The sequence below is a fragment of the Microbacterium deferens genome (assembly GCF_045517775.1).
Taxonomy (GTDB): domain Bacteria; phylum Actinomycetota; class Actinomycetes; order Actinomycetales; family Microbacteriaceae; genus Microbacterium.
On the sequence record NZ_JBEUWT010000002.1, the window covers coordinates 189,690 to 214,362 of the forward strand.

Annotated in this window: 27 protein-coding genes; 12 read left to right on the forward strand and 15 right to left on the reverse strand. The window is 71.1% G+C overall.

Annotated features, from left to right (window positions below):
- Positions 1-18: 18 nt before the first annotated feature.
- Together ABTU82_RS11145 and ABTU82_RS11150 are read right to left on the reverse strand one after the other, a co-directional pair.
- Complete coding sequence (locus ABTU82_RS11145; RefSeq protein WP_407173520.1) at positions 19-684, reverse strand: DUF305 domain-containing protein; 666 nt, start codon at positions 682-684, stop codon at positions 19-21.
- 1 nt (position 685) lies between these two features.
- Positions 686-1,390, reverse strand: a complete 705-nt coding sequence (locus ABTU82_RS11150) for a DUF3105 domain-containing protein (protein WP_407173521.1) — start codon at positions 1,388-1,390, stop codon at positions 686-688.
- A 269-nt stretch (positions 1,391-1,659) separates the two neighbouring features.
- On the opposite strand from ABTU82_RS11150, the gene ABTU82_RS11155 reads away from it, so the two are divergent.
- A complete protein-coding gene (locus ABTU82_RS11155) occupies positions 1,660-3,000 on the forward strand; it encodes a multidrug effflux MFS transporter (protein WP_407173661.1) in 1,341 nt (446 codons plus the stop codon).
- A gap of 80 nt (positions 3,001-3,080) precedes the next feature.
- Positions 3,081-4,946, forward strand: a complete 1,866-nt coding sequence (locus ABTU82_RS11160; protein WP_407173522.1) for a helicase HerA-like domain-containing protein — start codon at positions 3,081-3,083, stop codon at positions 4,944-4,946.
- Between the two features lie 29 nt (positions 4,947-4,975).
- On the opposite strand, the gene ABTU82_RS11165 is transcribed toward ABTU82_RS11160, so the two are convergent.
- Positions 4,976-6,457, reverse strand: a complete 1,482-nt coding sequence (locus ABTU82_RS11165) for an MFS transporter (protein ID WP_116647823.1) — start codon at positions 6,455-6,457, stop codon at positions 4,976-4,978.
- A 135-nt stretch (positions 6,458-6,592) separates the two neighbouring features.
- On the opposite strand from ABTU82_RS11165, the gene ABTU82_RS11170 reads away from it, so the two are divergent.
- From ABTU82_RS11170 to ABTU82_RS11180, 3 genes are read left to right on the forward strand one after another with little or no spacing between them, the layout of a single operon-like run.
- Positions 6,593-8,146: an SDR family oxidoreductase gene (locus ABTU82_RS11170; RefSeq protein WP_407173523.1), complete on the forward strand. Its 1,554-nt coding sequence runs from the start codon at positions 6,593-6,595 to the stop codon at positions 8,144-8,146.
- A gap of 10 nt (positions 8,147-8,156) precedes the next feature.
- Positions 8,157-8,642, forward strand: a complete 486-nt coding sequence (locus ABTU82_RS11175) for a MogA/MoaB family molybdenum cofactor biosynthesis protein (RefSeq protein ID WP_407173524.1) — start codon at positions 8,157-8,159, stop codon at positions 8,640-8,642.
- On the forward strand, positions 8,639-9,067 hold the full coding sequence (locus tag ABTU82_RS11180; protein WP_116647825.1) for a molybdenum cofactor biosynthesis protein MoaE: 429 nt from the start codon (positions 8,639-8,641) through the stop codon (positions 9,065-9,067). The genes ABTU82_RS11175 and ABTU82_RS11180 overlap by 4 nt, the downstream gene beginning before the upstream one ends.
- A 129-nt stretch (positions 9,068-9,196) precedes the next feature.
- Here the strand turns inward: ABTU82_RS11180 and ABTU82_RS11185 are convergent, their stop codons facing one another.
- Genes ABTU82_RS11185 through ABTU82_RS11220 form a run of 8 tightly spaced genes read right to left on the reverse strand, consistent with a single transcriptional unit; the run spans position 9,197 to position 17,864 of the window.
- Positions 9,197-9,433, reverse strand: a complete 237-nt coding sequence (locus tag ABTU82_RS11185; RefSeq protein ID WP_407173525.1) for a MoaD/ThiS family protein — start codon at positions 9,431-9,433, stop codon at positions 9,197-9,199.
- Complete coding sequence (gene moaC / locus ABTU82_RS11190) at positions 9,430-9,900, reverse strand: cyclic pyranopterin monophosphate synthase MoaC (RefSeq protein WP_116647827.1); 471 nt, start codon at positions 9,898-9,900, stop codon at positions 9,430-9,432. The genes ABTU82_RS11185 and moaC overlap by 4 nt, the downstream gene beginning before the upstream one ends.
- The gene (locus tag ABTU82_RS11195; RefSeq protein WP_407173526.1) at positions 9,897-11,156 is read right to left on the reverse strand and encodes a molybdopterin molybdotransferase MoeA; all 1,260 of its coding nucleotides are present in this window, start codon (positions 11,154-11,156) and stop codon (positions 9,897-9,899) included. Before ABTU82_RS11195 ends, moaC begins: the two co-directional genes overlap by 4 nt.
- Positions 11,153-11,932, reverse strand: a complete 780-nt coding sequence (locus ABTU82_RS11200; protein ID WP_407173527.1) for a HesA/MoeB/ThiF family protein — start codon at positions 11,930-11,932, stop codon at positions 11,153-11,155. The genes ABTU82_RS11195 and ABTU82_RS11200 overlap by 4 nt, the downstream gene beginning before the upstream one ends.
- A 10-nt stretch (positions 11,933-11,942) precedes the next feature.
- Positions 11,943-13,646: a thiol reductant ABC exporter subunit CydC gene (gene cydC / locus ABTU82_RS11205; protein WP_407173528.1), complete on the reverse strand. Its 1,704-nt coding sequence runs from the start codon at positions 13,644-13,646 to the stop codon at positions 11,943-11,945.
- Complete coding sequence (gene cydD, locus ABTU82_RS11210; protein WP_407173529.1) at positions 13,643-15,382, reverse strand: thiol reductant ABC exporter subunit CydD; 1,740 nt, start codon at positions 15,380-15,382, stop codon at positions 13,643-13,645. The genes cydC and cydD overlap by 4 nt, the downstream gene beginning before the upstream one ends.
- Before the next feature lie 38 nt (positions 15,383-15,420).
- Positions 15,421-16,434 carry a cytochrome d ubiquinol oxidase subunit II gene (cydB, locus tag ABTU82_RS11215; protein ID WP_116647831.1) on the reverse strand — a complete coding sequence of 338 codons (1,014 nt, stop codon included), beginning with the start codon at positions 16,432-16,434 and terminating at the stop codon, positions 15,421-15,423.
- Positions 16,435-16,442: 8 nt separating this feature from the next.
- A complete protein-coding gene (locus ABTU82_RS11220) occupies positions 16,443-17,864 on the reverse strand; it encodes a cytochrome ubiquinol oxidase subunit I (protein ID WP_116647832.1) in 1,422 nt (473 codons plus the stop codon).
- A gap of 220 nt (positions 17,865-18,084) precedes the next feature.
- Between ABTU82_RS11220 and moaA the strand changes: the two genes are divergently transcribed.
- From moaA to ABTU82_RS11235, 3 genes are all read left to right on the forward strand, one after another.
- Positions 18,085-19,161 (forward strand): GTP 3',8-cyclase MoaA, encoded by a 1,077-nt coding sequence (gene moaA / locus ABTU82_RS11225; RefSeq protein WP_116647833.1) that lies wholly within the window; start codon positions 18,085-18,087, stop codon positions 19,159-19,161.
- A gap of 54 nt (positions 19,162-19,215) precedes the next feature.
- On the forward strand, positions 19,216-19,788 hold the full coding sequence (locus ABTU82_RS11230) for a PadR family transcriptional regulator (RefSeq protein ID WP_116647834.1): 573 nt from the start codon (positions 19,216-19,218) through the stop codon (positions 19,786-19,788).
- 99 nt (positions 19,789-19,887) lie between these two features.
- Entirely contained in the window at positions 19,888-20,127 is a 240-nt protein-coding gene (locus ABTU82_RS11235) for a hypothetical protein (RefSeq protein WP_165817963.1), read from the forward strand.
- A 21-nt stretch (positions 20,128-20,148) separates the two neighbouring features.
- Here the strand turns inward: ABTU82_RS11235 and ABTU82_RS11240 are convergent, their stop codons facing one another.
- The 3 genes from ABTU82_RS11240 to ABTU82_RS11250 are packed head-to-tail and all read right to left on the reverse strand — an operon-like array spanning position 20,149 to position 21,188.
- The gene (locus ABTU82_RS11240) at positions 20,149-20,484 is read right to left on the reverse strand and encodes a heavy-metal-associated domain-containing protein (RefSeq protein WP_407173530.1); all 336 of its coding nucleotides are present in this window, start codon (positions 20,482-20,484) and stop codon (positions 20,149-20,151) included.
- 31 nt (positions 20,485-20,515) lie between these two features.
- Positions 20,516-20,797, reverse strand: coding sequence for a metal-sensitive transcriptional regulator (locus ABTU82_RS11245; protein ID WP_116647836.1), 282 nt, complete (start codon positions 20,795-20,797; stop codon positions 20,516-20,518).
- 37 nt (positions 20,798-20,834) lie between these two features.
- Positions 20,835-21,188: a hypothetical protein gene (locus tag ABTU82_RS11250; RefSeq protein WP_407173531.1), complete on the reverse strand. Its 354-nt coding sequence runs from the start codon at positions 21,186-21,188 to the stop codon at positions 20,835-20,837.
- Between the two features lie 152 nt (positions 21,189-21,340).
- On the opposite strand from ABTU82_RS11250, the gene ABTU82_RS11255 reads away from it, so the two are divergent.
- The 4 genes from ABTU82_RS11255 to ABTU82_RS11270 are packed head-to-tail and all read left to right on the forward strand — an operon-like array spanning position 21,341 to position 23,884.
- Positions 21,341-21,841, forward strand: coding sequence for a MarR family winged helix-turn-helix transcriptional regulator (locus ABTU82_RS11255; protein ID WP_116647838.1), 501 nt, complete (start codon positions 21,341-21,343; stop codon positions 21,839-21,841).
- A gap of 34 nt (positions 21,842-21,875) precedes the next feature.
- The gene (locus ABTU82_RS11260; protein ID WP_407173532.1) at positions 21,876-22,823 is read left to right on the forward strand and encodes a Gfo/Idh/MocA family protein; all 948 of its coding nucleotides are present in this window, start codon (positions 21,876-21,878) and stop codon (positions 22,821-22,823) included.
- 6 nt (positions 22,824-22,829) lie between these two features.
- On the forward strand, positions 22,830-23,180 hold the full coding sequence (locus tag ABTU82_RS11265) for a hypothetical protein (RefSeq protein ID WP_407173533.1): 351 nt from the start codon (positions 22,830-22,832) through the stop codon (positions 23,178-23,180).
- Between the two features lie 20 nt (positions 23,181-23,200).
- Entirely contained in the window at positions 23,201-23,884 is a 684-nt protein-coding gene (locus ABTU82_RS11270) for a DUF1345 domain-containing protein (RefSeq protein WP_407173534.1), read from the forward strand.
- 6 nt (positions 23,885-23,890) lie between these two features.
- Here the strand turns inward: ABTU82_RS11270 and ABTU82_RS11275 are convergent, their stop codons facing one another.
- Positions 23,891-24,625 (reverse strand): YidC/Oxa1 family membrane protein insertase, encoded by a 735-nt coding sequence (locus tag ABTU82_RS11275; RefSeq protein ID WP_407173535.1) that lies wholly within the window; start codon positions 24,623-24,625, stop codon positions 23,891-23,893.
- Positions 24,626-24,673 lie beyond the last annotated feature (48 nt).

The window sequence follows — 24,673 nt, forward strand, 5'->3', positions numbered from 1 at the left end:
TCGATCGCGTCGAAGCGGTCAGGCGGCGCAGCTCAGGCGCGTCTGCATCGATCGCATCGCATCGATCTCGGAGGACTGCCCGGTGATGATCGACTGCGCGACGGTGAGCACCCTCGGCTCCTGACCCAGCTCGACCACGGCCTGGGCCATCGGGATCGCTCCCTGGTGGTGGCGGATCATCAGCTCGAGGAAGAGGCAGTCCGCCTCGGAGCCGGTGGCCGCTTCGAGCTCGGCGAGCTGCGCATCGGTGGCCATGCCCATCTCGTCGCGGAGCTCCTGCTCGGTGGCCGTGGCGGGATCGTGCTGATGGGCCGACGAGTCGGACATCCACGACATCAGCGGACCGCCGGTCTGGGACAGACCCCATTCGACGAGCCAGCCGTACATCTCGCCGCGCTGCCCGGCCTGCGCGGTCGCGATGTCGTGCGAGAGGATGCGCAGCTCGTCGTCGGAGGTCTTGCGGTAGATCTCCATCGCCATGCGGACGGCCTGCTCGTGGTGCACTTGCATGTCGCGGGCGAAGCCCGCCTCAGCCGATACCGTCGAGGGGCGCGCCGGCGCGGCGGTCGCCCCGAACGCGGTGAACCGGCCGAGCGCGAAGGCGACGGCCACGATCGCCAGGACCGCGACCGCGACGAGGATCCACCGCGTCGCGGGGCGGACGGGCTTCGCCTCGTCGGTCACGTCAGAGCTTGCCGGGGCCGTTGAGCGCGCCCGAGCAGACGGCGTTGGGCTCGGGGGCGTTCTGGCTGCGCCAGTACTCCGTGAAGAACTGCTCGATGCGCGGGTCGTCGGCCGCGTCGATCTTGAGCTGGTGGTTCCAGGCGCTCAAGACGATGGGGGAGTCGAGACCCTCGTAGGGCGAGAGGAGCATGTAGGTGGCGGGGAGCTTCGACTTCAGGGTCGTGAGCTCTTCGTCGCTCACGGCGCTGGCGTCGTAGGTCACCCAGACCGCGCCGTGCTCCATCGAGTGGACGGCGTTCTCGTTCGCCTGGGGCTCGGTGTACACGCCGCAGTTCAACCACACGGCGTTGTGCGGGCCACCGGCGGGCGGGGTTTGCTCGTAGGTGACGGCGTCCTCGACGTGGTTGTTGGGGAGGTCGAAGGTCTCGACGCCCTCGATTTCGGCGCCCGAGGCGTTCGCGCCGGGGTACGTGGGCGCCGCTTGCGGCGCGAAGATGAACGAGGCGGCGACGAGCGCGATGATCGCGAGCCCGGCGGTACCGCCCACGACCCACCACAGCAGCTTGCTGCGGCGGCGCTTGGCGAGCTGACGCTGGTACTCGGCCAGCTTCTCCTGGCGCTTCTGCTCGCGCTGCTGCTTGACCGTCTGGTTGATCTGCGACTGCGTGGCGGGGTTGCCGCTGGTGCGGCGATTCTCGGAAGACATGTGCGTGGTGTGGGCGCTTCTGCTCGGGGGCGAGGACCGTCGGCGGAACTCCGACGGTTTCACCCTATGCGGGAGGATGCGTTCGAGACTGAGAATGCTCTCGAACAGTCATGAATGACACGGTGCGCAGACCGGATCGGTTCGATATCATCGATATCAGACGACCGAATCGATTCGATCCTGTGAGATCGAACGCCGTCGTCGCACCGATCTCCCTCCTGGTGCCCGGCGCGTCCGGGTGTCCGCCGACGTCCCGAAACGAAGACTTCTTGCTCGACACCGCCTCCACTCCCGTCGTCCCCGACCGTGCACCGACGGCGCCGCCCGCCACGACCGGTGCGATCCGCACGCTCGGGTCGAATCCGGCGACCGCGCCGATCATGCTGCACCCGGGCGACGCGATCCCGGCGCGACGGCGCATCGTGTTCATCGTGCTGCTCGGGGCGCTGACGGCCCTCGGCCCGTTCACGATCGACATGTACCTCCCCGCCTTCCCGATCCTGCGGGAGGACTTCCAGACGACGGAGGCGGCCATCCAGCTGACGCTGGCCGGCACCATGATCGGCTTCGCCCTCGGCCAGTTGATCGTCGGTCCGCTCAGCGACAAGGTGGGGCGCCGCATCCCGCTGCTCATCGTGACCGGTCTGCACGTCGTCGCGAGCGTGCTCGCCGCTTTCGCGCCCAGCCTCGAGCTGCTCGGAGCCGCGCGTGTGCTCATGGGGATGGGCGCCGCCGCGGGTGGCGTCGTCGCCATGGCCATCGTCCGCGACCTCTTCGGCGGCAAGCGGCTCGTGGTCGTGCTGTCGCGCCTGGCGCTCATCACGGGCGTCGCGCCCGTGATCGCGCCGCTGGTCGGCTCGGCTCTGCTCGAGATCATGCCGTGGCGCGGTCTGTTCATCGTGCTCGCCGCGTACGGCGCGCTCATGCTCGTATGCGCCCTGTTCCTCATCTTCGAGACGCTTCCGCCCGCCCGCCGTCAGGACCGCGGCGCGACCACGGTGATGCAGCGCTACCGCAGCGTCTTCAGCGACCGTGTCTTCGTCGGGGTCCTGGTGATCGGAGGCATGAGCTTCAGCGGACTGTTCTCCTACCTGTCGGCGTCGTCGTTCCTCTTCCAGGGCACGTACGGGTTCAACGCGCAGATGTACGGCGTGCTCTTCGCGGTCAACTCCGTCGGCCTCGTCATCGGCAACCAGATCGCCGCCCGCCTCGCCGCGCGCTTCGGACCGCAGTGGGTGCTCGCTTTCTCGACGGCGGTGCTCATCCTGGCCTCGGGGGCGATCATCGTCGCCGACCAGCTGGGTCTGGGGCTGTGGGGCACGGTCATCCCGCTGTTCGTCTTCATGAGCGCGTGCGGGTTCACGTTCCCCTGCGTGCAGGTGCTCGCCCTCGACCGTCACGGCAAGGCCGCCGGCACCGCCGCATCCGTGCTCGGAGCCGTCAACTTCGGCGTCGCCGGCCTCGTCTCGCCGCTCGTCGGTTGGCTCTCGGGTTCGGCGGGGATCACGGCGACGTCGATGGCGGTCGTGATGTTCGGCTGTGCCCTCATCGGCGCCGCGTCGCTGTGGTTCATCGTGCGACCCAGGAGCGTCGCTCAGCTGACCCCCTGAGCCGTCAGCTGAGCGGCTGGTGGTCGGCGTCGGCCCGCACGCAGCACCGGGGGCGGCGGCCACGGCACTACGCTGACCGCATGAGCGACCCCACGGCGGAGGCGGAACTGGCGCGACTGCGCGCGGAGGCGGAGCTCGCGGAGGCGCGGCTGCAGGCCGCCCAGGCGCGCGCCGCGCTCGCCGCGGCAGAGGCGGCGCACGCGGGCTCGGCACCGACCCCGGATGCAGCGGCAACACCCGATGCGACGGCACCGGATGCGGCGGCCGCCCGTGGCTCGGCCCCTGATCCCGCTGCATCCGGCCCGCTGAGCAGCGACGAGGTCGCCGCGCTCACCGAGGCGTACGCGTTCGCCGGTGCTGCGCTCGACCTCGGAGCGCTCGTCAACGGCGAGGCCGTCGCGTCGGCGCAGGTGCGCATTCCGCTGGCCATGACGAACCGTCACGGTCTCGTCGCGGGGGCGACCGGTACCGGCAAGACCCGCACGCTGCAGCTGCTCGCCGAGCAGCTCTCGGCGCACGGGGTCGCGGTGTTCGCCGCCGACATCAAAGGCGACCTGTCGGGCGTGGCCACTCCGGGTCAGCCGAACGAGAAGCTCCTCGCCCGCGCCGCCGGTATCGGGCAGGACTGGGCCGCCGGGGCCTCGCCGACGGAGTACTTCGCCCTCGGCGGCTCGGCGGCCGGGTCGGGGGCGAGCCGGGGCGTGCCCATCCGCGCGACCGTTTCGGGCTTCGGCCCGCTGCTGCTGGCGAAGGTGCTCGGACTCAACGCGACGCAGGAGTCGAGCCTCGGTCTGGTCTTCCACTACGCCGACCGCGAGGGGCTCGCGCTGGTCGACCTGTCGGACCTCCGCGCCGTGCTGACCTTTCTCACGAGCGATGAGGGAAAGGCCGAGCTCAAGGAGCTGGGCGGATTGTCGTCGGCGACGGCGGGCGTCATCCTGCGAGAACTCATCACCTTCGCCGACGCCGGGGCCGACGTCTTCTTCGGTGAGCCCGAGTTCGACGTCTCGGATCTCCTGCGCACCGCGCCCGATGGACGCGGCGTGATCAGCCTGCTCGAGGTGCCCGGGGTGGCCGACCAGCCGACGCTGTTCTCGACGTTCCTCATGTACCTCCTCGCCGAACTGTTCGAGGTGCTGCCCGAGGTCGGCGACCTCGACAAGCCCAAGCTCGTGTTCTTCTTCGACGAGGCGCACCTGCTCTTCCGCGACGCCTCGAAGGACTTCATCGCCGCGATCACGCAGACCGTGCGGCTCATCCGGTCCAAAGGCGTCGGGGTGTTCTTCGTCACCCAGACGCCGAAGGACGTGCCGGGCGATGTGCTCGCCCAGCTGGGCTCGCGCGTGCAGCACGCGCTCCGCGCCTTCACGCCCGACGATGCCCGAGCGCTGCGGGCATCCGTTCGCACCTATCCGACGTCGGGGTACGACCTCGAACGGGTGCTGCAGGAGCTCGGCACCGGTGAGGCGATCGTCACGGTGATGGGCGAGAAGGGCGCTCCGACGCCCGTCGCGTGGACGCGGCTGCGCGCCCCGCGCGGACTCATGTCGCCGACACCGGCTGCCGCGATCGAGGCGGCGGTCGCCGCATCCGCGCTTCTGCCGGCCTACGGCACCTCGATCGATCGCGAGTCGGCCCGCGAGATCCTCACCGCGCGCATGAACGCCGCGCACGAGGCGTTCGCCGCCGCGGAGGCGGCGAAGGAGAAGGCGAAGCTCGACGCGGAGTACGCGAAGCAGCAGGCGGCGATCGACAAGGCCCGCGCGGCGGCCGACAAGAAGGCCCAGCAGGAGTACGAGCGGTTGCTGCGGCGGACGGCGGGGTCGACCCGCACCACCTCGCGCCGCGCACCCAAGACCCCGATCGAGCAGATCCTCGGTTCGACATCGGCGGACACCCTGCTCACGGGCGTCATCCGCGGACTGTTCGGCACCGGCCGACGGTAACGCGGCGTCCCGTCGGCCGGTGCCGGTCATCAGTGCCGCTGCACGTCGAGCGGCATCGTCGAGGTGTCGAGCAACGGGTTGTCGTCTTGGTGCGCGACAAGATCGCGGGCCTCGGCGGTGGTCTCGACCGTCGGCACCGATCCGAGGAGCGGCCGGCGAGCGGTCTCCCGCATCGACAGGAGGGCGACGAGCCCGAGCGCGGCGAAGAACATGATGTAGAACGCCGGCATCAGGGTGTTGCCCGTCAGCTCGATGAGACCCTGGCTGAACAGCGGCGTCGTGCCGCCGAACAGCGAGACCGACACGTTGTAGGCCACGGCCATGGCCCCGAACCGTGAGGCGGTCGGGAACAGCGCGGGCAGCGCCGAGGCCGAGATCGCGACGTAGAACGCCACCGGGATCGCCGCCAGGGCGAGGGCGATCATCACGGCCCACAGCTCGCCGATCTGCATGATGAGGAACGCGGGCACCATCAGCACGAGCGCCGACCCCGCGGCCAGAACGTAGACGGGTTTGCGTCCGATCCGGTCGCTGAGGCGTCCGATGAAGGGGAGCGCCACCGACATGACGATCAGCACGGGCACGGTGGCGACCGCGGCGAACAGGTTCGAGACGCCGACCTCGCGTTCGAGGTACGTGGGCATGTAGCTCGTCAGCGCGTAGCCGGCGGAGTTCGTAGCCGCCACCAGCGCGATCGCGATCAGCAGCGACTTCCCGTGGTGGCGCACGATTCCGACGAGACCCTGGCGGGCGAAGGGCCCGTCCTCGGCGATCGTGGGGTCGGCCCCCTTCTCCTGCGCCAGCTCGAACGAGGGGGTCTCGGGGATGCGCAGGCGGAACCAGATCGCGACCGCGCCGAGCGGGATGGCGAGCAGGAACGGGATGCGCCATCCGTATTCGACCATGCCGTCCGGCCCGCTGACCGAGGAGACGATCGCGGTCGTGATCGCCACGACGCTCGCACCAGCGGCGAAGCCGATGTAGGAGCCGACGTCGAGCCACGACGACCAGAAGCCCCGGGAGCGATCGGGCGAGAACTCCGACACGTAGGTCGTCGCCCCGGCATACTCGCCACCGGTCGAGAAGCCTTGGATCATCTTCAGCAGGTACAGCGGCACGATGGCCCAGAGCCCGATCTGGGTCGAGGTCGGCAGCATCCCGATCAGAGCGGTGGCGAGGGCCATCATCGCCATCGTGAGGAAGAGCACCTTCTGGCGGCCGATCCGGTCGCCGAGGGGGCCGAGCACGAAGCCGCCGAATGGGCGGACGAGGAACGAGATGGCGAATCCGAGGAGGGTCACCAGCAGGCCCCAGGGCTCGGGAAGGTCGGAGGTGAAGACGACCGCCAGGGTGACCGCGAGGTACCCGTAGATGCCGAAGTCGAACCATTCCATGAAGTTGCCGACGACGGTGCCGCCTATGGCGGTGCGCACTTTCTTGCGGTCGACGACGATGACGTCGTCGACCTCCAGGCGGGGGGTGGACGATGTGGGCGGTGTTGACTCGCTCATCGGTCCAGCCTTTCGCGATCACCCCGTCGATTCCAGTCGAGGCCGCGACGTGCGATGTCGGAAGGGATGCGGTATGGGCGCACGAGTGCGGTCAAGCCCTCCGGGGGAGAGGATGCTGCGGCGTAACGTCCAGGTATGAGCGAGCTGACCGCGCCCACCGGGCGCGAACCCGAACTGCGAGCCGAACCCCGGACGGACGGGACGCCGCCGCGCGCGCTCGTGATCGGCGCCACCGGATACCTCGGCGGACGACTCGTCCCCCGCCTGCTCGAAGCGGGCTACACCGTGCGCGTGCTCGCCCGGTATGCGCCGCGAGTGGCCGCCTTCGAGTGGGGCTCGCGGGTCGAGGTCGTCGAGGGCGATGCGGGCGATGCCGACGCGGTGGAGCGGGCGGTCGCCGACGTCGACGTGCTCTACTACCTCGTGCATTCGATGGCGGCCGGGAAGGACTTCGAAGACACCGACCGCGTCGCCGCGCAGACCGTCGCCGACGCGGCGGCCGCAGCATCCGTCGCGCGCATCGTGTACCTCGGCGGACTCCACCCCGACGATGCGCCGCTGTCGGCGCACCTGCGCTCGCGTGTCGAGGTGGGGGAGATCCTCCTCGCCAGCGGCGTGCCGACGCTCGTGCTGCAGGCCGGTGTCGTCATCGGCTCGGGGTCGGCGTCATTCGAGATGGTGCGGCACCTCACCGACGTGCTGCCCTACATGCCGGCGCCCAAATGGGTGCGCAACCACATTCAGCCGATCGCGGTGCGCGACGTGCTGCACTACCTCCTGGGCGCCGCGCGCGTCGACGCGACCGTGAACCGCGCCGTCGACATCGGCGGGCCCGACGTCTTGCGCTACGGGCAGATGATGAACGGCTACGCGGTGGAGGCGGGGCTGCACCAGCGCGCGATCGCTGCGCTTCCCGTGCTCACGCCGCGGCTGGCTTCGCACTGGGTGAACCTCGTGACGCCGATCCCGCGGGCGACCGCCCGGCCCCTCGTGGAGTCGCTGCAGAACGAATGCGTGATGAAGGACCACGACGTCGACGCGCTGATACCCCGCCCCGCCGGAGGACTGACGCCGTACCGCCGAGCGGTCGCTCTCGCGCTCGGGCGTGTGCAGGACGACACGATCGAGACCAGCTGGCAGGACGCCGAGGTCTCGGGCGTGCCGAGCGACCCGCTGCCCAGCGATCCCGAGTGGGCGGGGCGGATGGTCTTCGTCGACGCTCGCTCGGTGACGACGACGGCGTCGCCCGAGCAGGTGTGGGCGGTGATCGCGGGGATCGGCGGGGCGAACGGCTGGTACTCCTCGAGGCTGCTGTGGTCGATCCGCGGCCTGATGGATCGGGTGGTCGGCGGCGTCGGTCTCGCACGCGGACGCCGCAGCCGCGCGGTGCTCACGGCCGGCGACGCGCTGGACTTCTGGCGCGTCGAGGCGATCGAGCCGGGGCATCTGCTGCGCCTGCGCGCCGAGATGAAGGTGCCGGGTCTGGCCTGGCTCGAGATGCGCGTGAGCCCCGACGGCGACGGCGCCCGCTATGAGCAGCGCGCGGTGTTCTTCCCCAAGGGCCTGGCCGGACGCCTGTACTGGCTCGGAGTGCTGCCCTTCCACGGGCTGATCTTCCCCGGCATGGCCGCCCGGATCACCGCGGCCGCCGTTGCGGCCGGCCAGCGGTCCGAGCGCGTCGCGGTTTAGGGTGAGCAGCATGCAACGCACTGCCGCCGTGATCACGGTGTCCGACAGGTCGGCGACGGGCGAACGCCCCGATGCGAGTGGTCCGGTCGCCGTCGAAGCGCTCCGTGAGGCAGGCTTCGCGTGCGAGGAGGCGGCCGTGGTCGCCGACGGCGTCGACAGCGTCGAGGCGGGACTGCGGGCCGCCATCGCGGCGGGAGCGCGACTGATCGTCACCACCGGCGGCACCGGCGTCGGGCCGCGCGACCTCACGCCCGAGGGCACGCGGCGGGTCGTGACGCGGGAGCTCCCCGGAATCGCCGAGGAACTGCGTCGTCGCAGTACGGCCGAGAAGCCCGCGGGGATGCTCTCGCGCGGCGTCGCCGGTGTCGTCGACGGATCGGGGGCGCTCGTGGTGAACCTTCCGGGCTCGCCCCGCGCCGTGGCGTCCGGCATGCCCGTCATCGCGTCGATCGCCGGACACGTGATCGACCAGCTCGGCGGATCGGACCACTCGTGAGCGCCGTGCGCCTGGCCGCGCTCTCCGACCGACCGCTCGATCTCGACGCGCACCTCGCGGCCGTCGACGATGCGACCGCCGGGGCGGTGACGACCTTCATCGGTCGCGTGCGCGATCACGATCCCGATGCCTCGACCGAGGTCGTCGCACTGGAGTACTCCGCGCACCCCGACGCCGAGGCGACGCTGCACGGCATCGCCGAACGTGCCGCGGCCGGCACCGACGCGATCGTCGCGGTCAGCCACCGCACCGGGCGGCTCGGCGTGGGCGACGCGGCCGTCGTCATCGCGGTCGCCTCGGGGCACCGCGCCGAGGCGTTCGAGGTGTGCCGCGCGGTGATCGAGGCCATCAAGCTCGAGCTGCCGGTCTGGAAACGCCAGGTGGAGGCCGACGGCACCACGGCGTGGAAGGGCCTCGGAGGCTAGCTCACCCGCCGGGCTCGGCTCGGCTCGGCCGCTCGAGACGCGGGGGATCGCGCGAGGTGCGGGCTGTGGCGCGGGGATTGCCCGCGTGTGGGCCGATTGCCCGCGTGCGGGGACGCGGGCGGGGGCGGCTCAGCCGCCGGCAAACGGCGGCAGCACGTCGACGAGCGTCGCGTCGACGAGCGTCGCGTCGGTGTCGGTGCGCACGCCGTCCACGAGCACCGCGCAACGCGGCAGGATCTCGCCGAGGTCGGGGTGCTCTCCGACGATCGCCGCGCGGAGGGCGGCGAGGGATGCTTCGAAGCGGTGCTCCTCGTCGACGCCCGCGCGCTCTGCGGCCGCGGCGAAATACCTCACACGGACGCTCATTCGGGGCGCGTCCAATCTCCTGAGCGGCCGCCGGCCTTCGCCGTGATGCGCACGTTCTCGATCACCGTGGCGCGGTCCATGCCCTTGATCATGTCGACGATCGCGAGGGCCGCGACCGAGACCGCGGTCAGCGCCTCCATCTCGATGCCGGTGCGGTCGGCGGTGCCGACGGTGGCTTCGATCTCGACGCCGCCGTCTGTCACGACGAGGTCGACGGATGCTGCGTGCACCCCGATCACGTGGGCGAGGGGCAGGAGGGCGGGAGTGGACTTGGCGGCCTGGATGCCGGCGATACGGGCCACGGCGAGGACATCGCCCTTGGGGGCGGTGCCGTCGCGGAGCGCGGCGATCACCTCGGGAGAGCAGCGGACGAAGCCCCGCGCGGTGGCCGACCGGACGGTCGGCTGCTTCGCGGTGACGTCGACCATGCGGGCGTGGCCGGCAGCGTCGAGGTGGGTGAAGCTCATCCCACCAGTATGACGTCGAGCGGATCGCCCTCGGCGACCTCCGTGACCTCCGCGGGCACGATCGCGAAGGCTCGGGCCTGCGCGAGGCCTCCGGCCAGATGCGACCCCGAGCCCCCCGCGGTGGCCGGGCGCACGGTGCCCGCGGCGAGGTCGACGACGGCGGGGAGATACTGTCGCCGCGCCGGGGGCGTGCGCCAGCTCTCGGCCGCCCGCAGCCGCACCGCGGGGCGGGCGATGTCGGCGCGTCCCTGCAGGTGCAGGAGCGCGGGACGAACGAAGACCTCGAACGACACCGCGACGCTGACGGGGTTGCCGGGGAGGCCGAAGACGAGGGTGCCGCTCGGGAGCGTGCCGAAGGCCTGCGGCTTGCCCGGCTGCATCGCGACCGCGGCGAATTCGATCCCGCCCCGGCCCGCCCCGTCCGCCGAGAACGCGCCGCGCACGGGCTCGTACGCCCCCGCGCTCACCCCGCCGGTGAACACGATGACGTCGGCGCCCGCGGCCTCCGCCTCCCGGGTGACGCGTGTCACCTCGGCCGGGTCGTCGCCCACCCGGTGGAGCCCGACGAGCTCGGCGTCGGCTCCGACGAGCAGGGCGGCCAGCAGCGGACCGTTCGAGTCGGGGATGCTGCCGCGTCGTCCGTCGGCGCCGGGGGCGGTCAGTTCGCTGCCCGTCGACACGACGACCACGCGGGGCGCGCGAGAGACCCGCACCTCGCCGACGCCGGCGGCGACGGCGGCCGCGATCTGGAAGGCTCCCAGCCGCACGCCCGGCGCCATGACCTCGTCGCCCGTGCGCAGGTCGCCGCCACGGCGTCGCACGAAGAGCCCGGTTTCGCGAGGAGCGCGCTCGATCACCACGTCGTCGAGCCCCGCGGAGAGGCCCCCCGCGGTGTCTTCGAACGGCACGATGACGTCGGCGTCGCCCGGAACCGGGGAGCCCGTCATGATCCGCGCCGCCTCGCCGGGCCCGAGGGCGGGATCGAGGGAGGTGCCGGCGGGGAGGTCGGCGACCACCCGCAGCGTCACCGGTGCGTCGGGCGCCGCATCCGCGACGTCGTCGAAGCGCACGGCGAACCCGTCCATCGCGGAGTTGTCGAACAGGGGGATGTCGCCCGCGGCGATCACGGGGTCGGCGAGCGTGCGTCCGAGCGCCGCGGTGACGGGGAGCACGTCGACCGGAAGGGGGCGGACGGCGGCGAGGATGCGCCCGAGCTGCTCCTCGACGCTGCGCAGCCCCGGGCCTGCGCCGCTCACGCGGGCACCGCCGAGGCGCGCGCGAGGAGGGGCACTTCGCTCTGGCGGGCTCGGAGCGCGTCGATCACGACGACGCGACCGAGAAGGGGGTCGCCGGCCCCGGTGATCAGCTTCACGGCCTCGGTGGCGAGGATGCCGCCGATCTGCAGGCAGAGCGATCCGAGCACCCCGACCTGCTCGCACGTGGGCGGCTCGCCCGTGCTGTCGGTCGGGTAGAGGTCGTGGAGCGAGATCGGCGCGACGCCGGCCGGTGGCCGCGACCAGAACACGGTCGCTTGGCCGGCGAACTCCTGCACCGCGCCCCAGACGACGGGGATGCCGAGGGCGTCCGCTCCGGCGGCGACCGCCTCGCGCGTGCCGAAAGTGTCGCTCCCGTCGACGACGAGGTGCGCGCCCTCGAGCAGTCGCACAGCGTTGTCGGCGTCGAGCCGTTCGGCGCGGGGGATCACCCGGGTCGTCGGGGAGAGGTCGGCCGCGGCGCGGACGGCGGAGTCGACCTTCGGGCGGTCGAGGTCGCCCAGCCGGTGCAGCACCTGCCGCTGCAGGTTCGAGCCGTCCACCACGTCGTCGTCGATCACCACGATCTCACCGACACCGGCGGCGGCCAGGGCGAGGATCACGGGCGACCCGAGCCCCCCGGCGCCGATCACCGCGACACGGGCGGCGGCGAGACGGCGCTGGCCCTCGTTGCCGATGCCGGCGAGCACCGCGTGACGGGCGGTGCGGATGAGCTCGGTGGGGGCGAGGGCGTCGATCGGCTCGACCAGCGGTTGCATGCCCCTCAGGCTACGCGGGGTGCGGGGAGATGCGCCCGTTCTCGATACGAAGGGTGCGGTCCACGAGCGCGGCGGGCACGTCGACGTGCGAGATGAGCACGACCGCACGGTCGCCGGGCACCGCGGTGAGCAGATCGGCGAGCAGGGCGTCGGATGCTGCGGGGTCGACCCCCGCGGTCGGCTCGTCGAGCACCAGCACGGGGAAGTCGTGGAGAAGGGCCCGCGCGAGCGCGATGCGCTGCGCCTGCCCGCCGGAGACGAGGGAGCCGCGCTCGCCGACCGCGACGTCGAGCCCCCCGCGGCCGGTCGCCCAGTCGGCGAGGCCGACGCGCTCGAGGACGCCCTCGAGCTCGTCGTCGGTCGCGGTGTCGCGGGCGAAGAGCAGGTTCTGCCGCAGCGACTCGTCGAAGAGGAACGGCTGCTGCTCGACGAGCCCGACGGTCAGGCGCAGGTCGTCGCCTGAGAGGTCGCGCGCCTCGATGCCCCCGATCCGGTACGAGCCCGTGTAGTCGAGGAAGCGCACCAGCACGTGCGCGAGGGTGGTCTTGCCTGCCCCGCTCGGCCCCGTCACCAGCACGCGCTCGCCCGCCCCGACCCGCAGCGTCACGTCGTCGAGGCGCCCGGGGTCGTCGACTCCGGCTCCGCGACGCGGCCACGAGGCACCGAGGCCGCGCAGGTCGATCCCGCTCCCGTCGGGGCCGACGAGAGGCGCAGCCCGGCCGGTGGCGTCGGGTTCGTCTCGGGGGAGTCCTGCGGGGACCTCGCCGGGCACGGCCTCGGCGATCCGAGTGGCCGCCGCGCGCACCTGGCGCCACGACGCGAGGGCGAGGGGCACGGGGCCGAACACCTCGAACACGGCCATCGGCAGCAGTACGACGATCGCCAGCGCCGGGCCGGTGAGCGTGCCGTCGACCACGCCCGGGGCCGCGACCGCGAGCGCGAGAAGGGAGGCGGTGCCGGCCAGCAGCGACACTGCGCCGGCGGTGAGGCCCTGCGCGACACCTCGGCGCACCACGGCGCGACGCAGGCGCTCGTCGGCCCGCCGCACGCGGTCGTGCGCCGCATCCACCGCTCCGAAAGCGGTGAGCACGTCGATCGAGGTCAGCAGGTCGAGCAGGGCGTCGGAGACTTCCGACCGCAACGGCGAGATCGCGCGTTCGGCGCGTCCGCCGGCGGCCCATCCGACCCACACGGCGAGAGCGAATGCCGCGGTGAGGCTCAGTGCGAGCACGACGGCGGCGCTCCACGAGATGAAGGCGAGGAAGACGACGCTGCCGAGGGCCGCGAGTCCGGCGACGGCGAGCGGCTGCACCACGCGCAGCGGGAGGTTCTGCAACTCGTCGACGTCGTCGACGAGGTTCGATAGCAGCGCACCGCGGCGCGCGCGGCCGAGACCGTCGGGGGCGAGCGGCACGATCTCGCGCACCAGTCCCGCCCGCACGGTGGCGAGCTGGTCGAGGGCGGCGTCGTGGCCCGCGAGCCGTTCGAGGTAGCGGAAGACACCGCGCCCCACGGCGAACGCGCGCACCGCGACGACCGCGGCAGAGAGGTAGAGGAGCGCGGGCTGCTCGGCGGCGCGGGCGATCAGCCACGCGCTCGCCGCGAGCAGAGCGATGGCGCTGACGGCGGTGCCGACACCGGCGAGCACACCCGGGGCGAAACGGCGGGCCGACGGCTGCGCCGTCCGCAGCACCGCTCTCACACGCCCGTTCATGAGCGCACCTCCGTCGCTGAGTTGCCGCTTTCGGGGCCTTCCGCGGCCGTGGATGACCCGGGTCGCGGCAGGTGAGAGGCGGATGCTGCGGCAAGGGGAGCGGCGAGGGTGACCACGTCGTCGGCGATGCGGCGCGCGGAGGTGCGGTGCGAGACCAGCACCACGGCCGTGCCGTCGTCGGCGAGGGAACGCAGCCTCGTCCACAGGGCGGCTTCGGTGTCGGAGTCGAGGGCGCTCGAGGGCTCGTCGAGCACGAGGACGCCGACGCCCTCGGTGCGATGCAGCCGGTAGAGGGCGCGGGCGACGGCGATGCGCTGCGCCTGGCCGCCCGACAGACCCGCGCCCTGAGAACCCAGTGCGAGTGCGGGGTCGATGTCGTGCGCCTGGGCGTCGGCGAGGCTGCGGCGCACGACCGCCGCGTCGGGCGCCGGGTCGCCGAGCGCGACGTTGTGCGCCACGGAGCCCGCGACGAGACCGGGGCGCTGCCCCGCCCACGCGATCGCCGACCGTGCATCGGATGCCGCGACCCCGTCGATGTCGATGGTCCCCTCGTACTCGGCGAACCCCAGGAGGGCGGCGACGAGACTCGACTTGCCCGCCCCGCTCGGTCCGTCGAGCAGCACGATGCGGCCGGGGCGGGCGTCGAGATCGACCGGCGGCAGCATCCGTTCTCCTCGGCTGACCCGCAGCCCGCGCACCGCGATGCTCCGCCCGCCGGCACCGGGGCGGGCGTCGTCTTCCCGAGGGCCCTCTTGCTGGGCGCTGTCGAGCACGTCGAAGATCTCGTCGGTCGCGGCGACGCCCTCGGCGGCGGCGTGGAACTGCACGCCGACCTGGCGCAGCGGCAGATACGCCTCGGGGGCGAGAAGCAGCACGAAGAGCCCGACGAGCAGGTCCATCTCGCCGGCGAGCAGGCGGAAGCCGATGGTCACCGCGACGATCGCGACCGAGATCGAGGCGAGGAACTCGAGGGCGAACCCCGAGACGAACGAGACGCGCAGCACCGACATCGTCTCGCGCTTGTAGCGACGCGTGACGGTCTCGATGGTGTCGGCGGCCCGGTGCTGGCGGCCGAAGGCCTTGAGGGTGCCGAGCCCGTTGACGGTGTCGGCGAAGCGGGCGGCGAGGCGCTGGAGCGTGTCGAACTGGCGCCGCTGAACGGCGCGGGTGGCGAGTCCGATCAGCACCATGAAGAGGGGGATGAGCGGAATCGTCAGCACGACGATGAGGGCCGACAGGGGGTCGGCGAGCAGGATCGCGCCGATGACGATCGGCATCGTGAGGGCGGTCGCGACCAGCTGCGGCAGGTAGCGGCCGAAGTAGGCGTCGAGCGATTCGAGCCCGTGGCCGGCCACGACGGCGAGCGAGGCGGCGTTGCGCGTGCCGAGCCATCGGGGCCCCAGCCTGCCGACGGCCGTGACGAGCGCGTCGCGCAGCTGCAGCGAGGCGCGGGCCGCGCCCATCGCCGACACCCGCTCGGACGCGACGATCAGCAGGGAGCGCACCACGACGAACGCGGCGGCCGCACCCACCAGCGGCCAGAGCTCGTCGACAGGACGACCGGCGATGGCTCCGACGAGGGCCGAGGTCAGCGTCCACGCGAAACCGACGATCACACCGGTCTGGGCGAGCACGATCGCCGCCGTCACGCCGAGGAACGACCGCGACGCCGTCGCGTACCGCACGAGTCGAGGGTCGACCGGGCCGCGCACCCGGTCCGCCCGCTTCTCGCTCACCCGGTCCATCCTTCCATCCGCGCGACCGGGGTCGCGGGTCAGTGGACGGATGCTGCGGCCGTCTCGATCCGCTCCCGCGTCACCCGCTTGCGGAAGATCCAGTAGGTCCAGGCCTGATAGGCGAGAACCAGCGGTACGAAGATGAGCGCGGCCCAGCTCATGATCGTGAGCGTGTAGTCGGTGCTCGAGGCGTTCTCGATCGTGAGGTTGAACGCGGGATCGGTCGACGAGGGCATCACGTTCGGGAACAGCGCGAAGAAGAGCATCGCCACGGCGGCGACGATCGTCACCGCGCCGAAGGCGAACGCGCGCCCCTCTCGGTCGCGGGCGTTCGCGAGCACCGACGAGATGAGGCAGATCGCGGCGACCGCGCCGAGGGCGAGCACCGGCAGCGAGAAGTGCGCGGTCACGGTCCAGAGCACGAAGACGGCGGCCACCGCGACGGTGAGCACCCCGGCCCGTGTCGCCAGGCGGCGTGCCTTCTCGTGCACCGGTCCGTCGGTCTTGAGCGCCACGAACGTCACGCCGTGCACGAAGAACAGCAGCAGGGTGGTCGCACCGCCCAGGAGGCCGTAGGGGTTGAGCAGCGTCAGCAGCGATCCCGTGAACTCCATATCGGCGTCGATCGGCACGCCCTGCACGATGTTCGCGAAGGCGACGCCCCAGAGGAACGCCGGCACGGCCGAGCCCACGACGATCATCGTGTCGAAGCTGCTCTTCCACCGCAGCCCGTCGCGCTGGTGGCGGTACTCGAACGAGACGCCGCGGGCGATGAGTGCCAGCAGGATCAGCAGCAGCGGGAGATAGAACCCGCTGAACAGCGTCGCGTACCACTCCGGGAACGCGGCGAACAAGCACGCTCCGGCGACGATCAGCCAGGTCTCGTTGAGGTCCCATACCGGGCCGATGGTGTTGATGATCTGCCGGCGGCCGACGTCGTCCTTCGCCAGGAACGGCAGCGACATGCCCACACCGAAGTCGAAGCCGTCGAGCACGAAGTACCCGATGAAGAAGAATCCGATGATCCAGAACCAGAGGAATGCGAGGTCCATGTCAGCTCCTAGTAGACCGTCGTCGGGGTGTTCTCGACGGAGTCGGGTTCACGGGGGGCGTTCGGGTCGGGAAGGGGGTCGGGCCCCTTCTGGGCGTACTTGACGATGAGCCCGACCTCGATCACGGCGAGCACGGCGTAGATGCTCGTGAAGGCCACCAGCGAGAGGAGCACGTTCCATCCCGGAACGCTCGGCGAGACGCCGTCCTCGGTCAGCATGAGGCCGAACACGATCCAGGGCTGGCGGCCCATCTCGGTGAAGATCCATCCGACGAGACTGCCGACCAGCGGAAGCGGAGCGCTCCAGACCAGCACGCGCCACATCCAGGGCTTCATCGTGAAGCGCGACGTCGTGCGCGTCAGCCACAGGCCGGCGACGGAGAGGAGAGCGGCCGCGCCGCCCAGGCCCATCATCCAGCGGAAGGCCCAGTAGGTCACCCAGATGACGGGCGTGTAGTCGCCGGGGCCGAACTGGGCGTTGTACTGCGCCTGCAGGTCGTTGATGCCCTCGACGCAACCGTCGAACGAGTGCGTCGACAGGAGTGACAGCAACCACGGCACGCGCAGCGACCACACCTCCGCCGAACCGTCGGGGGTGCCGAGAGAGAAGATCGAGAACGACGCGTCGGCCCCGCAGGCGGTGTTGTACATCGCCTCGGCGGCGGCCATCTTCATCGGTTGGGTCTGCACCATGACGAGGCTCAGCTGGTCGCCTGAGAGGGCGACCCCGGCGAACGAGATCACCAGGAACCACATGCCGAATCGCAGCGAGGGTCGCATCATCTCCGCGTTGCGACCGCGGGCGAGATGCCAGGCGGAGACCGCGATGACGATCGCACCGGCGAACATCCACGCCGAGGTGATGGTGTGGGGGAAGGCGGCCAGGGCGACGGGGTTCGTCAGCATCGCCCAGAAGTCCACGAGTTCGGCGCGCGACCCGTCTGCGGCCATCTCGTAGCCGACCGGGTTCTGCATGAAGGCGTTCGCGGCGAGGATGAAGTAGGCCGACAGGGTCGCGCCGAGCACCGCCATCCAGATGCTCGCGAGGTGCGCGAGGCGCGGAAGCTTGTCCCACCCGAAGATCCACAACCCGATGAAGGTCGCCTCGAGGAAGAAGGCCAGCAGTCCCTCGAAGGCGAGGGGGGCGCCGAAGACGTCGCCGACGAAGCGCGAGTACGCCGACCAGTTCATGCCGAACTGGAACTCCTGCACGATGCCGGTCACCACGCCCATGGCGAAGTTGATGAGGAAGATCTTGCCGAAGAACCGCGTCAGGTGAAGCCACTTCACCGATCCGGTGCGGTACCAGACCGTCTGGAAGATCGCGACCACGAGGCCCATGCCCAGCGTGAGGGGCACGAAGAGGTAGTGGTAAAGCGTCGTCAGGCCGAACTGCCAGCGAGCGAGAAGCAGAGGGTCGAGCCACTCCACGGTTGCCTCCTAGTGAGCACTCATATGTGGTCTGACCACAGGATATCGCGCGTGATTCCGGGGATTGCGGAGGTCTCTCGCTGTCGAGCGATCACCCCTCCGCGTCGATCGTGGCGGTCAGTCGACCGGGTACTGGGGGACTTTGGTCCCAGCGTCCGCACGGAGCCCCGTGTCGATTCCGCGGGTAGCCTCGGAAGATGACCCCGCAGGAGCCGCGCTCGTGACCGCCGTACCGGTGGCGCTGCGGCGGCGCTCCGACGTCGAGGCGGCGGATGCGGCATCCGGGCCCCTCATCGACACGCACGGGCGCGTTCACCGCGACCTGCGGATCTCGCTCACCGACCGCTGCTCGCTGCGCTGCACGTACTGCATGCCCGAGCAGGGCAACGAATGGCTGGCCCGTAACAGCATCCTCACCCTCGACGAGATCGTCGAGATCGCGGAGGTCGCTGCGGCCGCCGGCGTGCATACCTTCCGCCTTACCGGCGGCGAGCCGCTGCTGCGCCGCGACATCGTCGACATCGTGCGACGCCTCGCCGTGATCGAAGGTCCGGGAGGGCCCGTCGAGATCGCCATGACCACGAACGGCATCCGCCTCCCCGAAGTGCTCGACGACCTGGTCGATGCCGGGCTCGCGCGACTGAACATCAGCATCGACACCATTCAGCGCGAGAAGTTCGCCTCACTCACACGACGCGACCGTCTGCCGGAGGTTCTCGAGGGGATCGCGGCGGCCGCGGCATCTCCGCTTCGCCCCCTCAAGCTCAACGCGGTGGCGATGCGCGGGGTCAACGACGACGAGATCATCGATCTCGTGCAGTTCGCGGTGGACTCCGGTGCGCAGATGCGGTTCATCGAGCAGATGCCGCTCGACGCGGGTCACACGTGGGACCGCGAGCAGATGGTCACGCGCGAAGAGATCGTCGCGACCCTCTCGTCCCGCTGGGACCTCACGCCGGTTCCGGGGCGCGGCGGAGCGCCCGCCGAGAAATGGGTGCTCGGCGGGGTCGAGAACGGCGGCGGTCCTCACGAGGTCGGTGTGATCGCGTCGGTGACCGCGCCCTTCTGCGGCGACTGCGACCGCCTGCGGCTCACCGCCGACGGACAGGTGCGCAACTGTCTGTTCTCCATCGCCGAGTACGACCTCGTTCCCGTGTTGCGCGGGGGAGCGCCCGACCGCGGCGCGGCCATCGACGCCGTCCTGCGCGCCAGCGTGCGCGGCAAGCTCCCCGGTCACGCGATCAACGATCCGTCGTTCCTGCAGCCGCCGCGCGGGATGAATGCCATCGGCGGCTGAGTCGGCTTTCGTATACTCGGTACGTACATACCCGATATCCCGTTCGGAGGCCGCATGTCGGTGCGCCACGCGCTGCTCGCGATCCTCGACCAGGGGCCGTGCTATGGCTACCAGCTGAGAGCCGAGTACTCGCGACGCACCGGGGCTGCGGTCAACGTCGGTCAGATCTACACGACCCTCGAGCGTCTCGAGCGCGACGGCTTCGTCGGCAACCGCGGCGCCGATGAGCGCGGACACGTCTACTGGGGCATCACCGATGCCGGGCGAGCGCTCGCGGCGCGGTGGGTGGCGGAGCCCGACGAGCCGGCCGCGCGCGGCGAGCTCGCACGCAAGATCGCCCTCGTCGCGACGTTGCCCGGCGTCGACGCCGAGAAGGCGATCGCGGCTCAGCGCGCGGCGGCGGTGCTGCGCCTCGCCGAGGCGGAGTCGTCTCCGGATGACGGGGGTGCCCCCGAGAGCGGGGGCGTCTCGTCCGTGATCCTGCGGGCCGCGGAGGGCGCTCACGCGCGTGCCGAGATCGAGTGGCTGGATGCCGCGGCCGCGGCGGTGACACAGAATCCGGTCGGGCGCACCTTCCCGCTGTCGGCGGAGCGGCCCCGACGAGGACGCCCGCGGACCGTCTCGTAGCTTCTGTCGACGGGTAGGACACAGAGTCGATTTCGTCAAGCCCGATCGCCCGCCCGACCTCGCGCGGCACAGTGGAGCGAGCGGACGGAAGGAGCTGCCATGGTCATGGAAGCGCGGCATATCGACCAGGAAGAGGCGTACGCCCCGTCTGAGGTTCCGTGGAACCGCATCGATCTCGAGCTGTACGAGATCGCCCGCGACGGCGTCGTCGTCGGGTTCATCGAAGTGGCAGGGCCCGTGTTCGTCGCCCTCGCCGGGCCTCGCTACGACCGCGCGGTCGAGGTGAGCCAGGAGCTCACGTTCCACGCGGCCGTCACGGCCGTGCAGCGCTGGCGCTGACGGCCCACGTCGCGGGAGACGTCAGACGAGCCGGTAGCCGGCTTCGTCGATCGCTGCGCGCACGGCATCGTTCGTGACGGGTGCCGAGGTTCGCATGCGCACGCGAGAGGTTCCGCCCGCGACCAGGTCGATGTCGACGCCGTCGACACCGTCGAGCGCGCGCAGCTCTTCCGTGACCGCGCGTACGCAGTGATCGCACGTCATCCCCTCGACGAGCAGCTCGCGCCCCTCGCTGGCCGCGGCGTCCGTCGCGGGTGCCGAAGCGACACCGCACCCGCCACCGCCGCAGCACGAGCCGGACGGTGCGACGGTGACCGCATCGCCGATCGAGGTGAGGGAAATCGGCTGGATCGTCACGGGAATCTCCTGTCGGAACGGGACGAGCGTGTCAAGAACGGACGAGACGAGCGATCGCCTCGTTTGCTTCGCGGATCTTCTCCTGTGCGACCGGACCACCCTGAGCCGTCGCCTCGGCCACGCAGTGACCGAGGTGATCGCTCAGCAGGGACAGCGCCACGGTTTCGAGCGCCTTCGTGGCCGCCGAGACCTGGGTGAGGATGTCGATGCAGTACTTATCGTCTTCGACCATACGCGCGATTCCGCGCACCTGGCCCTCCGCCCGGCGCAGACGCTTCAGCAGGTCGTCTTTGTTGGCTTCGTATCCGTGCACGCCTCGATGATACCCCCGGGAGGTATCACCGAGGGCATCAGACCGACGTGCGCAGGTCGTCGGGTCCGTCGTCGTCGAGACCCGCTCCGACCTCGTCCTCCGCGGCCAGATCTCCCTGCCCGTCCTCGCCGAGAGCGGCCTCCACGGGCGAGTCGCCCTGCGTGACGGGCTGATCGGCGTCGGTGAGATGGAGGTCGGATGCGGGGACGTCCTCGCGGCGCTCGGGCGCCGACTCGTCGTCGACCTCCTCACCGTCGAAGGCCGCGGCGAGCACGGCCTCGCCGTTCATCGTCGGGTCGTCGAGAGTCGTGTCGTCCTGCGTCGCGGCGAGGGCCGCGTCGTCGCCCGTCGTCGTGTCGAGGGAGTCGGATTCGTCGAAGGGGATGCTCATGGAGTGTCCTGTCTGTCGTGTCCTCCCACGGTGCCGTCCGCCACGGGCCGGCGCCCCCGGGTTGACGGCGCTGGCGGGGCGCGTTAGTCGGGTCTGCGCAACCCCCGCGCGGACGGCCGTCTTTGGGCGGTGAGAGGCATTACGGTCGACGTATGGCTTCCGCGGACCGCGACGACGAGGTGGATCTCCTCATCGACGCCTGGTCGCGTCGGCTCCCCGACGTCGACCTCACCCCCCTCGATGTCATGTCGAGACTCCGGCGCGTCTCGCACCGGCTCACGCGACTGCGGGCGAGCGCCTTCAACGGCGCCGGGCTGGCGAGCTGGGAGTTCGACGTGCTGGCGGCCCTCCGCCGCACCGAGCCGCCGCACGAACTGAGCCCCGCGCAGCTGATCGGGGCGACGATGATCGGCTCCGCCGCCATGTCGAACCGCCTCGACAAGCTGTCCGGTCGCGGTCTCATCCAGCGCCGCCCCAACGACATCGACCGCCGCAGCGTGATCGTCCAGTTGACCGACGAGGGTGCCGCGCGCGTCGACGCGGCGATGGGCGAGCTCGTGCGTCGCGAAGCGATCGAGCTGCGCGAGGTGAGCCTGGCCGATCAGGCCCACCTCGCCCGCATCCTGCGGCAGATGCTCGACACCGACACGTGAACCGGCTCGGGCCGGTTGCCCACGAGGAGACCGCATGATTCGGATAGCGACGATCGGCTCCGGCGCGATCACGACCCTGTTCGCCGAGGCCGTGGCCCGCACGCCCGGCATCCGCATCGAGGCGGTGTTCTCGCGCGACCTCGCGAAGGCCCGCGACATCGCGGACGGCTGGGGTGCGGCGGCGGCATACTCCGATCTCGACGAGATGCTCGCGTCGCCCGACGTCGACGCGGTCTACATCGCGAGTCCGAACAGCGTGCACGCCGAGCAGGTGCGGGCGGCACTGCGGGCCGGGCGTCACGTGCTCGTGGAGAAGCCGGCGGTCCTCAGCGCCGACGAATGGGGAGAGCTCGTCGCCGAGGCGGATGCTGCCGGAGTCGTGCTCCTCGAGGCCTTCCGCACCGACTACGACCCGGGCTTCGTCGCTCTGGTCGAGATGCTCCCCGAACTCGGGACGCTCCGTCGGGCGTCGCTGCGCTTCGAGGGTCTGTCGTCGCGTTACGCCAAGGTGCGTGCCGGCGAGCACGTGAACATCTTCGATTCCGTCATGGGTGGGGGCGCTCTTCTCGACCTCGGTGTCTACGGGCTGCACACGATGGTGACCCTGTTCGGTGCGCCGGATCGGGTCGCGGGCGAGGCGGTCACGATCTCTACGGGAGTCGAGGGGGCCGGGGCGGTGATCGCGGCCTATCCCGGCCTGGTCGTCGACGTGTCGTACTCGAAGATCACTCGCTCGTCGCTTCCGAGCGAGATCCAGGGCGAGCACGCATCGGTCGAGATCGATCACATCGCCAGCCCTCGCCGCCTCACGATCAGCGGTGCCGACGGCACCCGCACCGTGACGGTCGAGGGTGAGCAGCATGCGCTCGACGGCGAGGTGGCGCGGTTCGTCGAGCTGGTGGCCACCGAAGCATCCGCCACCGCCGATCAGGACCGCACGACCGAGACCCTGCGCCTCCTCGACGCCCTGCGCGCCCGGTAGGTTCCCGTGTCCGCACCGGCGGGGTCGCCGCGTGGCCTCTGTCTCAGCCGACGCGCCGGCGAGGTCTGCACGCGCGAGCGCGGGCACCGCGGCCTGCATCACCGGCGCGGCACCGGGCTCCTGTGGACCGAGCTCGAGGCCGACCCGCCGACGTGCCCGGGCGAAGGTCTCGCCGCGGGCGCGGCGCCCGAGCTCGCGGACGGCTTTCCCGGCGGCCGCGCGCTGTGCCCGGTGTGCACGAGGTTCGTCGCGCTGCGGCGCGACGGCACGCTGCCCCGGCACCGCAGCTGGCGCGGTCGCGCGTCGCGCGGCGAAGAGGCACGACGTCGGGAGTGGTTCAATGCGTTCGGCTGGTGAGCGAGTCGTAGAATCGGCGCGTGAACGCCCACCGTCCGAGCCGAGGGCGCCGCATCGCGGTCGCGGGCTTCGTGATCAGCACGGTGCTGCAGGCCGTGCTGGTCGTGCTGGGTCTCGCGTACATCCTGACCGACGCGCGCACCACGTCGCTGACGCTGCTGCTCGCGTGGTGCGGCATCGGCACGGCCTACGCGATCGGCATCCTGCTGGTGCTGCGCACCGCGAGTCGGTCGGCGGAGTCGGACGAGCCTCCCATGCTGCTCGAACTCGGCCTCGTGCCCCGCGCCATCTCGCTCGTCGCGACGATCCTCGTCAGCTTCGTCGGAGTGACCGCCACCGTGCAGCACATCCTGCTGGAGCCCCACGACGAGGTCGATGTCGCGCTCGACGCCATCGGCATCTGGGCGATGATCCTCGCGTGGGTGCTGTTTCACTGGGGATTCGCTCAGCTCTACCTGCAGCTCTATTACCGCGAGACCGATCCGCCGCTGCGCTTCCCTTCGGCGGCGGCGCCCGGCATCCTCGAGTTCGCCTACTTCGCGTACACCCTCGCGGTGAGCCTCGCCGTCTCCGACGTGGACGTGCTCGATCGACGGATGCGGTGGCGCGTGCTCGTGCACTCGGTGCTGAGCTTCTTCTTCAACGGTCTGATCATCGTCACGGCGCTCGGGGCGATCTCCGAGATCGGCAACGGCGTGCTCTGAGCGCGCTCACGTGCGCGGCGCCGGGTAGATGCGGCGCAGCACCAGACGCTGTCCGAGGGTCCACGTCACGGTGACCACGAGGTAGAGCCCCGCTGCCAGAGGCACGAACGCGGCCACCACGGCTGTGACGAACTGGAGGGCTCCGATCAGGCCCCCGGCGATGGCGGGCATCGCGAGGTCGCCGGCGACGGGGGTCATCCGGAACGCGCGTCGGGTGATCTCGCCGACCACGGCGATGACGACGACGATCGCCGCGCAGACGAGAACGCCCGCCGTGTCGCCGCGCGACAGCGAGCCCAGGAGGGTGGAGCCCAGCGGTACTCCGAGCAGGGTCTCGTCGAGGAGCGCGTTCGGGTGGCCGGCGATCGTGGTGTGGAGGAACAGGGTGTACAGCACGCCGACGACGGGCGCTTGGATGAGCACGGGCAGACAGCCGGCGAGCGGCGAGGTGTTCTCGTCGCGGTAGAGCTGCATGGTCTCGCGCTGCAGGCGCTCGCGGTCGTTCTTGTGCTTCTTCTGCAGCTCGCGCAGGCGTGGTGCGAGCCGTGCGCGCGTCTGTTCGGCCTTCGCCTGGGCGATGCCGGTGGGGATGAGGGCGGCGCGCACGAGCAGGGTCACGAGCACGACGGCGAGGGCGGCGGATGCGGCAGTGAGCGGTGCGAGCGCCGTGCTGAGCGTCATGAGCCCCGAGTACGCGAGGTCGAGGAGGGCGGCGAGGGGAGGGAAAGCGAAAAGGTCCACGGAGAGGTCCGTTCTTCGAGAGCGATCGATGGCGGGGTCGATCGGCCG